The sequence below is a fragment of the Streptomyces palmae genome (genome assembly GCF_004684805.1).
Classification (GTDB): Bacteria; Actinomycetota; Actinomycetes; order Streptomycetales; family Streptomycetaceae; genus Streptomyces; species Streptomyces palmae.
Genome location: NZ_SRID01000304.1, coordinates 1 through 8510, shown reverse-complemented (window position 1 = coordinate 8510; position 8510 = coordinate 1). Strand labels below are relative to the sequence as shown.

Below are 8510 nucleotides of genomic sequence, written 5' to 3'. Positions count from 1 at the left end.
TTATGCGATCGTCAGCAGCGTCAGATGTGCATAAGAGACAGGGAGACCTACCTGGTGCTCCTGTGCGCGCAGGCCGTGGCGATGGCGGCGCTGGTGGTGGTGCACTCCTTCTGGGCGTTCGTGGTGGTCATGACCTTCACCCAGGTCGCGGCCTCGGCCGGGGCGGCGGCCCGCGGGCCGCTCGTCCGCGGTCTGGCGGGCCCGCAACCGACGAGGTTCCGCACGTACCTGCGGGCACTGGGCAACCTGGCGGGGGCCTGCGGTGCCCTGCTGGCCGGTGTGGCGGTGCAGGTGGGCACGGAGAGCGCCTTCGCGGCGCTGGTGATCGGCAACGCCGTGAGCTTCGCGCTCTGCGCGGCGGTCGTCGGCCGGCTGCCCCACCTGCCCCCGCTGCGCGAATCCGGGCCCGCCTCCCAGACTCCCACGGCCGGCCGGTGGGCCCTGCTGAAGGACCGCCCGTTCATCGTGGTGACCCTGCTGGACTCGATCCTGTCGCTGCACGGGCACGTGCTGGTCTTCGCACTGCCGCTGTGGATCGTCGGACACAGCGAGGCCCCCCACTGGCTGGTCGGCGCCTGCGGGGTCCTCAACACGCTGCTGGTGGTCGCGTTCCAGGTGCGCGCGGGCCGGAACGTCACCGACAACCCCTCGGCGGGTCGGGCCGCCGCCCGCTCCGGAGTGGCGTTCCTGCTCGGGATGGCCGTGGTGGCCTTCGCCGCGGGGCTGCCGGCCTGGCTCGCCACCGTGCTGATCATCACCGGGGTGGCCATGCACACCATCGGCGAGCTGTGGCATGCGGCCGCCTCGCTGGAGCTGAGCTTCGGACTGGCACCCGCCCACGCCCAGGGCCAGTACTCCGGGCTCAACGCCACCGGCATCGGTGTGGCGAACTCCTTGGCGCCGTCCATCCTGGCCCTGTTCTGCATCAGCTGGGAGGCTCCCGGCTGGCTGGCACTCGGCGGCGTCTTCGTCCTGGCGGGACTGGCCATGCCCTACGCGGTCCGCTGGGCCGAGACGCGCCATGCGGCGGCAGACGACACCGTGCCGGATGAGGCGCGCGTCGAAGGCGTCGGTCACGGCCGTTCGCGGGAGGCCGCGTCGAGGACCGCGGCCCCGTAGCGGGTGGCGATCGCGGCGGCGCGGTGGCGAAGGGCGGTGCGCGGTGACACCGGGGCCAGGGCCTTCCGCGTCCGTACCGAGCTGCCACAGCGCCCACTCGGCGTGCCGCAGATCCTGGAATGCCACCTCCAGCCGCAGCAGGCCGCCCGCGTCGGGTCCCGCGTCCTGGCGTCAGGCCCGCAGGTAGGCGAGGACGGCCAGCACCCTCCGGTGGGTGTCCTCCGCGGGGGGCAGGTCGAGCTTGGTGAGGATGCCGCCGATGTGCTTGCCGACCGCGGCCTCGGACACCACCAGTTCACGGGCGATCGCGCCGTTCGACCTGCCCTCGGCGATCAGGGCCAGCACCTCCCGCTCGCGCGGGGTGAGCCGCTCCAGCGGGTCGCGGCGGCGGCGCAGCAACTGGCGTACCACTTCGGGGTCGACCACCGTGCCGCCGTCCGCGACCTCGCGCAGCGCGTCCAGGAACTCCTCGACCTGGCCGACCCGGTCCTTGAGGAGGTAGCCGACGCCCGATCCGTCGCCGGAGTCCAGGAGTTCCGAGGCGTAGGCGCGCTGCACATACTGGCTGAGGACCAGAACGGGCAGCGTGGGCCGCCTCTCCCGCAGCCGCACCGCCGCGTGCAGCCCGTCGTCCTGGAACCCGGGAGGCATGCGCACGTCCGTCACGACGATGTCGGGAGTGTGCTCCTCGACCGCGGTGATCAGCGCCCCGGCGTCCCCGACGGCCGCCAGGACCTGGTGCCCGCAGCGTTGGAGCAGGCCCACCAGCCCCTCCCGGAGCAGCACGCCGTCCTCGGCCAGCACTATGCGAAGCGCTCGGTCCACTCGCAAGGAAACTCCACACGCAGCAGGGTCGGTCCGCCGGGCGGGCTGGACAGGGAGAGTCTGCCATCCAGGACCGAGACCCGGTCCGCGAGCCCGGTCAGCCCGCTTCCGGCCGCGGCCTCGGCGCCGCCCCGGCCGTCGTCGCGCACCTGGAGGAACAGCCGTCCGTCGCGGTGCTCACCGCGCACCTCGGCACGGCTCGCCCCGCTGTGCTTGGCGACGTTGGCCAGCGCCTCGCAGACCACGAAGTACGCGGCGGACTCGACGGCCTCAGGGAGCCGTTCCGACAGTGCCAGGTCGACCTCCACGGGGACTGCCGAGCGGTCGGCGGCGTCCTCGACGGCCGCCCGCAGTCCGTAGTCCGCGAGCACCTTGGGATGGATGCCGTGGACGAGTTCGCGCAGTTCGGCGAGGGCCTTGCCGGCCTCCGCATGGGCCGCGTCGAGCCGGTCGGCGAGCGGTCCCGGCGGTGCGTCCAGCCGGGCCAGGCCGAGCGTCATCGTCAAGGCCACCAGGCGCTGCTGCGCCCCGTCGTGCAGATCGCGTTCGATGCGCCGCCGTTCCGCCTCGAAGGCGTCCACCAACCGCATCCGGGACCGCGACAGTTCGACGACCCGCGCTCCCAACTCGACCTCGCGGGAGGCGATCAGGGACCGGGTCAGCTGGGCCCGCGCCCCGGCCGCGACGCCCAGCACATAGCCGCACAGGCCCAGCAGGACGAGCCCGAGCAGGGCGAAGCCGAAGGCCGCGGGCCAGGTGGTGACCGTCCACAGTTTGAGCACCTTGGTCTCCCGGCCCCCGCCGACCGCGGCCATCAGCAGCGGGGTCGCCACCAGGGACAGCGGGCAGAGCAGGGCGATGGCGACCGCCAGGGCGTCGACCGGCCACAGCAGCCCCGCGAACAGCAGGGCGTACCCCAGCTCTCGCCAGGTCGCCCGCTCCCGCAGACGCGTCACCAGCCAGGGCCGCAGACCCCGGTCGGCGGGCGCCCGACGCGGGTCGGGGGCCGGGTCCCGATCGACCAGACGCAGCCTGCGCCGCTCGGCCGCGGCCACCGGGATGCCGGCCATGGCCGTGGCGACCAGCAGCGGCAGGCCCACCAGGACGAGGGCGAGTACGGTGCCGACCGCCGCCAGGAGCACGATCGCCACCAGGACGGCGGCGCCGGTCACCGCGCCGCTGAGCAGGTACCCGGCCGAACGCCAGGGCCAGGGCGACAGCAGAAAACCGGGCCGGGACATGGCCTGCCACACATTCCGAGACCGCATGGCGATCACCGTAGGGGCCCCGTCCGGGCCGCGGCCATCGGCCCAGCCGGAGGCCCGGGGGTATGCCTGGCCCTACCCCGAGTCTCGGTCCCGCCTCACTGCGCCGCGATGCCCGCGCACGGTTTCGTGGAGCCCGCAAGGACACCAGGCGATCAGTGGCGCCCCACGGGCGGACCACGGCAACCAGTGGGGGACGGATGAACGGACAACGGCGCGGCGAGGCGGTCCGGCTGCGCGGGGTCAGCAGGCGGTACGGGTCCGGGGAGGGTGCCGTCACCGCGCTCGACCAGGTCTCGCTCCGCTTCCCCGGCGGCACGTTCACCGCCGTCATGGGGCCCTCCGGCTCGGGCAAGTCGACCCTGCTGCACTGCGCGGCGGGTCTGGACCGGCCGACCTCGGGGTCGGTGACCGTGGCGGGGACCGAGCTGACCGAGCTGACCGAGACCGGACTGACCCTGCTGCGCCGCGAGCACATCGGGTTCGTCTTCCAGGCGTTCAATCTGCTGCCCTCGCTGACGGCCGAGCAGAACGTGGCGCTGCCCCTGCGGCTCGCCGGCCGCCGCCCCTCCACAGCCCTGGTACGCGAGGTGCTGGACCAGGTCGGACTGGGCGGGCGGGCGCGGCACCGGCCGACGCAGCTGTCCGGCGGCCAACAGCAGCGGGTCGCCCTGGCGCGCGCCCTGATCACCCGCCCGGCGGTGCTCTTCGGGGACGAGCCGACCGGCGCGCTCGACACGCGGACCAGCCGCGAGGTGCTGGCACTGCTGCGCGGCATGGTCGACCGCCAGGGCCAGACGATCATCATGGTCACCCACGACCCGGTGGCCGCCTCGTACGCCGACCGCGTGGTCTTCCTGGTCGACGGACGTGTCCACGGCGAGCTGGTCGGGGCGGGCGCGGAGGACATCGCCGGCCGCATGGCCACCCTGGAGGCCGTACCGTGCTGAGCATCGCCCTGAGCACCCTGCGCACCCGCTGGACCTCGCTCACCGGCAGCTTCCTCGCGCTCTCGCTGGGCGTCGGGCTGATCGCCGTGATGGGCCTGGCGCTCGACTCCTCACTGGACGCCCCCGACCGGAAGCCCGAGCGCTTCGCCGCCGCGCCGGTCGTGGTCAGGGGAGCGGAGACCCTGCGGGTGCCCACCGCGCACGGCGACCGTACGCGGCGGCTCGCGCACCCGCGCCCGGTACCCGCGGGGATCCGCGCGAAGCTGGCGAGGCTCGGCACCGTCGTGGAGGACCGGTCCTTCGCCGTACGGGCCGAGGGCGGCCCCGGCGACCTGGTCGGCCACCCCTGGTCCACCGCCGCCTTCGCCCGGTACGGGATCGACGCCGGACGCGCACCCCGCGGGGCGGACGAGGTCGCGGTCAGCGGCGGCTGGGCGAAGCCGGGCGAGCGGGTGCGCACCGACCGCGGTCGGGTACGGGTCGTCGGCACCGTCACCGCACGCGGTGTCGCGCCCTTCGAGAACGCCGTCTTCTACACCGACACGCGGGCCGCCCAGCTGTCACCGGCCGGCGTGCAACTCGTGGTGGACGCCGACCCGTCGGCCGTACGGGCCGCGGTGCGCGGCTCCGGTGCCCAGGTCCTCACCGGTGACGCGCGCCGCCGCGCCGACGCCGACCCCGACCGGGACGGCGAGGCCCTCACCGCGATGAACGCCCTGTTCGGCACGGCCGGGGGAGTCACCGCCTTCACCGCCGTGTTCGTGGTGGCCGCCACCTTCGCGTTCGCGGTCGCCCAGCGGCGCCGCGAGTTCGGGCTGCTGCGCACCGCGGGGGCGACCCCGGGGCAGGTCCGCCGGATGGTGCTCGCCGAGGCCCTGGGCATCGGCGTACTCGCCTCGGCCACCGGCTGCCTGCTCGGCCGGTACGGTGCGCCGGAGTTGGCCGCCTGGGTGGTCGAAGAGGGCCTCGCCCCCGGCTGGTTCACCATCGGCGACGCCCAGTGGCCCTATCACCTGGCGTTCTCCACGGGCCTGGGCGTCGCGCTGTGCGGTGCGTCCGCCGCCTCCTGGCGAGCCGGCCGCACCGGCCCCACCCAGGCGCTGCGCGAGGCGTCGGTGGACAGCGGGACGATGACCTGGGGCCGCGGAGTGTGCGGGACGGCCCTGCTGCTGACCGCCGCCGGGACACTGGGCGCCGCGCTGGCCACCGACCCGGGCGACCTGCTGCACCGCAAGACCTATGTGACCCGGCCGATGCTGCTGATCAGCGCGGTCGCGCTGCTCGCACCGGTCGCGGCGGGCCCGCTGGTCCGGCTGCTCACCTGGCTGCCGGCCCGGCTGCCCGGAGCCCTCGGCATGCTGGCGCGCGAGAACGCCGCCGCCGGAGTGCGGCGCACCACCGCGATCACCGCGCCGGTCCTGGTCACGGTCGCCCTCACCGGATCGCTCCTGGGCGCCACCGCGACCCTGGACGAGGCGAAGGCCGCCGAGACGCGCCGGCAGACGACCGCCGCCTTCGTCGTCCTCCCGGCCGGCGGGACGGGGTTCGACGCCCCGACGCTGCGCAGGCTGCGCGGTGTGCCCGGCGCGGAGGTCGCGGTGACCGCGTCGAGCGCCGTCCACACCCTGGAGGACGGTACGGCCCTCACCACGTCGCAGGCCCGCGCGGCCGACCCGGGGGCACTCGCCGCCACCACCCGCCTCCCGTTCTCCGCCGGCCGGCTGGACGACCTCGACGACAGCTCGATCATCGTCAACGAGGAGTGGCAGCGGCACACCGTGGGACAGCGCGTGCGGGTGTGGCTCGGCGACGGCACGCCCAGGACGCTGCGGATCGCCGCGGTGATGACCACCGGCACGGGCGGCAACGGGGTCTATGTCACGCCGGCCAACGCCCCCGGCGCCACCATCGACCGGGTCGACGTCGCCCTCGCGCACGGCGCGGAGCGGACCGCGGTCGCCGCCGGGCTGCGCGAGGCGGTGCGCGCCTCGGGCGGACAGGTGCTGACCAAGGACCAGTGGGTACGGGCCGCCCGCCCCCAGGCGAACCGGACGACCCGGCTCGGCTTCCTGCTGGTCCTGGGCATCGCCCTGCTCTACACCGGCATCTCCCTGGTCGGCACCATGGTCATGGCGACCGCCGACCGGGTCCGCGAGCTGGCCGTACTGAGCCTGGCCGGGGCCACCCGGAGGCAGCTCCTCCAACTGGTGGGCGCCGAGGCCCTGCTGGCGGTCGCGGTCGGCGCCCTGCTCGGACTGCTGACCGCCGGGCTCCAGCTGGCGGGCATGTGGAGCGCGCTCGACCTGCTCTCGGTACCGGCCGCGATCCGGATCCCGTGGCCGGCCATCGCCGCGACCACCGCCGCCTGCGCGGTGCTCGCCGTCCTCTCGGCCGTCATCCCCGCCTCCCTCGCCCTGCGCCGCCGGGCCCTGGAGCCGGCGGGCGCGCGGGAGTGACGCCCGACCGCCCCCTGACCGGGCGCCGCCGCTCAGGGTCCGCCCACCGCGGCGATCCCCCTGGCCACCACGGTGACCAGGGGGATCGCCGCGGCGGCCCTCGGGGTCGCCCCGACCACCGTGGCCGCTGCGGCGATCTCGGGCTGCCGCCGCGTCCACCGGGGCAGCCCCGACCGATGGGGCTGTCACACGGGGCCGCCACCCGGGGCGTTCCGGGGCGGCGGCCCCGTCCGGCTCAGCCGAGCCGGTTGGCGGCGTACGCCTCGATGGCGTCACGCTGGTACGCGGCCAGGCCCGGCGCGATCGCCTCGTACGCCGTACGCCGCTGCTCGTTCTCCACGATGGAACGCCCCATGGCGCGGAACTCCTCGGCCGAGACCGCTCGCATCGCGGTCAGCGCCCGGTACTGGACATCGACTTCGGCCTGTACGGGCTCGGCCTCGGCGGGCCGGCCGGCGGCCATCAGCTCGGCCAGCCGGATCATCCACGCGGTGCGCTCGCGCTGTCCGGCCTCGATCTCGGCCGGACTCATTCCGGCGATGGCCTGCTCCACCGCCCTGGCCTGCTCGGGGAAGTCGCGCAGGTTCTCGCCGTACTGGTCGGCCCGGACGCCCTCGAACAGGTTCTCCGGCCGGTTGATTCGGGTCATGGGTGTGCCGTCCCTCCTGGACTGCTCCAGTTCGGTGATCGTGCGGGCGACGGTGTCGGCCAGCGCGTCCAGCCGGTCGCGTTCGGCCAGCAGCCTGCGGTGATGGCCGCGCAGCGCCTGGACCTCGTCCACCTGATCGGCCAGTACCCGGCCGATCTCGGACAGTCCCAGGCCGAGCGCCCGCAGCACCAGGATCTGCTGCAACCGCAGCAACTGCCGCTCCTCGTAGTAGCGGTGGCCGTTGGCGCCGACGCGGGCCGGTGGCAGCAGGCCGATCTCGTCGTAGTGCCGCAGCGTCCGGGCGGTCACCCCGGACATCCGGGCCACTTCAGCGATGGGCCAGGCCATGACCGCCTCCCGCACGAGTGATTCACCAGGGCCGGAACCTCCGGCCCTGGTCAGGACGGTAGAAGCTGACGCTGCGGCAACCGCAAGCCCAGCGCGAGGGGAGGGCTCCGGCCTGTCCTGCCGCCGGCGGCGCGGCATGCGGAGCCTCCCCGGGTGACCCGATACCCCCGCCGGGTATGAGATATCGAGGGTTCGGTCCTTGCCGAGATACGGGGAGGGGGTATATGTTTCAGGAGTGCGAGATACCCCCCTAGGGTATGACCGACCTCAAGGAGAACCCCATGTCGACCGTCCGTGAAGAGCTCACCGTGACCTCCTCCTGCTGCACCCCCGACCACAGCTGCGCCACCAGCGCCGCCACTCCCGAGAAGCCCGCCGAGGGCGTCGTGGTGACCTACAACGTGGCCGGGATGACCTGCGGACACTGCAAGGCCACGCTCACCAAGGAGATCGGGGCCCTGGACGGTGTGCTGTCCGTCGAGGTCGACCTCGGTGCCGGTCAGGTCACCGTGACCGCCACCGCCGAGCCGGACGACGCGCTGATCGCCGGCACCGTCGACGAGGCGGGCTACGAGCTCACCGGCCGCGCCGCCTGACCGGCGCCCGACAGACACCGCATCGCGGTCGGGGCCCGCCACCGGGCCGGGCCCCGACCGCACCAGCTGACCAGAGGAGCAGAGATGACCACCACGGTGACCGGCACGGCCGAGGTCGAACTCGCCATTGGCGGGATGACCTGCGCCTCGTGCGCCGCTCGTATCGAGAAGAAGCTGAATCGGATGGACGGGGTGGAGGCGACGGTCAACTACGCCACCGAGAAGGCGAAGGTCAGTTTCGGTGACCAGGTGGCGGTGGCGGATCTGATCGCGACGGTGGAGGCCACCGGCTACACCGCGGC

Annotated in this window: 8 protein-coding genes and 1 pseudogene; 5 read left to right on the top strand and 4 right to left on the bottom strand. The window is 74.3% G+C overall.

The window, feature by feature from the left end; translation table 11 throughout:
• A partial coding sequence (locus E4099_RS24665) for an MFS transporter (protein WP_135341317.1) occupies window positions 1–1119 on the top strand: 1119 nt, incomplete at its 5' end.
• Here E4099_RS24665 and E4099_RS34500 read toward each other — a convergent pair.
• From E4099_RS34500 to E4099_RS24650, 3 genes and pseudogenes are all read right to left on the bottom strand, one after another.
• A pseudogene (locus tag E4099_RS34500) lies at window positions 1074–1275 on the bottom strand (WCX domain-containing protein); the annotation flags it as partial. The gene E4099_RS24665 and the pseudogene E4099_RS34500 overlap by 46 nt on opposite strands.
• Before the next feature lie 15 nt (window positions 1276–1290).
• Window positions 1291–1950: a response regulator gene (locus E4099_RS24655; RefSeq protein WP_209446717.1), complete on the bottom strand. Its 660-nt coding sequence runs from the start codon at window positions 1948–1950 to the stop codon at window positions 1291–1293.
• A complete protein-coding gene (locus E4099_RS24650; protein ID WP_167828468.1) occupies window positions 1923–3212 on the bottom strand; it encodes a sensor histidine kinase in 1290 nt (429 codons plus the stop codon). Before E4099_RS24650 ends, E4099_RS24655 begins: the two co-directional genes overlap by 28 nt.
• Window positions 3213–3409: 197 nt before the next feature.
• On the opposite strand from E4099_RS24650, the gene E4099_RS24645 reads away from it, so the two are divergent.
• Entirely contained in the window at window positions 3410–4159 is a 750-nt protein-coding gene (locus E4099_RS24645) for an ABC transporter ATP-binding protein (protein WP_135341315.1), read from the top strand.
• Window positions 4153–6615 carry an ABC transporter permease gene (locus E4099_RS24640; protein ID WP_135341314.1) on the top strand — a complete coding sequence of 821 codons (2463 nt, stop codon included), beginning with the start codon at window positions 4153–4155 and terminating at the stop codon, window positions 6613–6615. The genes E4099_RS24645 and E4099_RS24640 overlap by 7 nt, the downstream gene beginning before the upstream one ends.
• A gap of 235 nt (window positions 6616–6850) precedes the next feature.
• Here E4099_RS24640 and E4099_RS24635 read toward each other — a convergent pair whose 3' ends face one another.
• Window positions 6851–7612, bottom strand: a complete 762-nt coding sequence (locus tag E4099_RS24635; protein ID WP_135341313.1) for a MerR family transcriptional regulator — start codon at window positions 7610–7612, stop codon at window positions 6851–6853.
• A gap of 281 nt (window positions 7613–7893) precedes the next feature.
• Here E4099_RS24635 and E4099_RS24630 point away from each other — a divergent pair, with 281 nt between their 5' ends.
• The gene (locus E4099_RS24630; protein ID WP_135341312.1) at window positions 7894–8208 is read left to right on the top strand and encodes a heavy-metal-associated domain-containing protein; all 315 of its coding nucleotides are present in this window, start codon (window positions 7894–7896) and stop codon (window positions 8206–8208) included.
• 84 nt (window positions 8209–8292) lie between these two features.
• A partial coding sequence (locus E4099_RS24625; protein ID WP_135341311.1) for a cation transporter occupies window positions 8293–8510 on the top strand: 218 nt, incomplete at its 3' end.

Bases quoted from the DNA above. Each gene is read 5' to 3' on its own strand.
- E4099_RS24630 (WP_135341312.1), top strand. From the start codon at position 7,894: ATGTCGACCGTCCGTGAAGAGCTCACCGTGACCTCCTCCTGCTGCACC.
- E4099_RS24635 (WP_135341313.1), bottom strand. From the start codon at position 7,612: ATGGCCTGGCCCATCGCTGAAGTGGCCCGGATGTCCGGGGTGACCGCC.
- E4099_RS24650 (WP_167828468.1), bottom strand. From the start codon at position 3,212: ATGCGGTCTCGGAATGTGTGGCAGGCCATGTCCCGGCCCGGTTTTCTG.
- E4099_RS24645 (WP_135341315.1), top strand. From the start codon at position 3,410: ATGAACGGACAACGGCGCGGCGAGGCGGTCCGGCTGCGCGGGGTCAGC.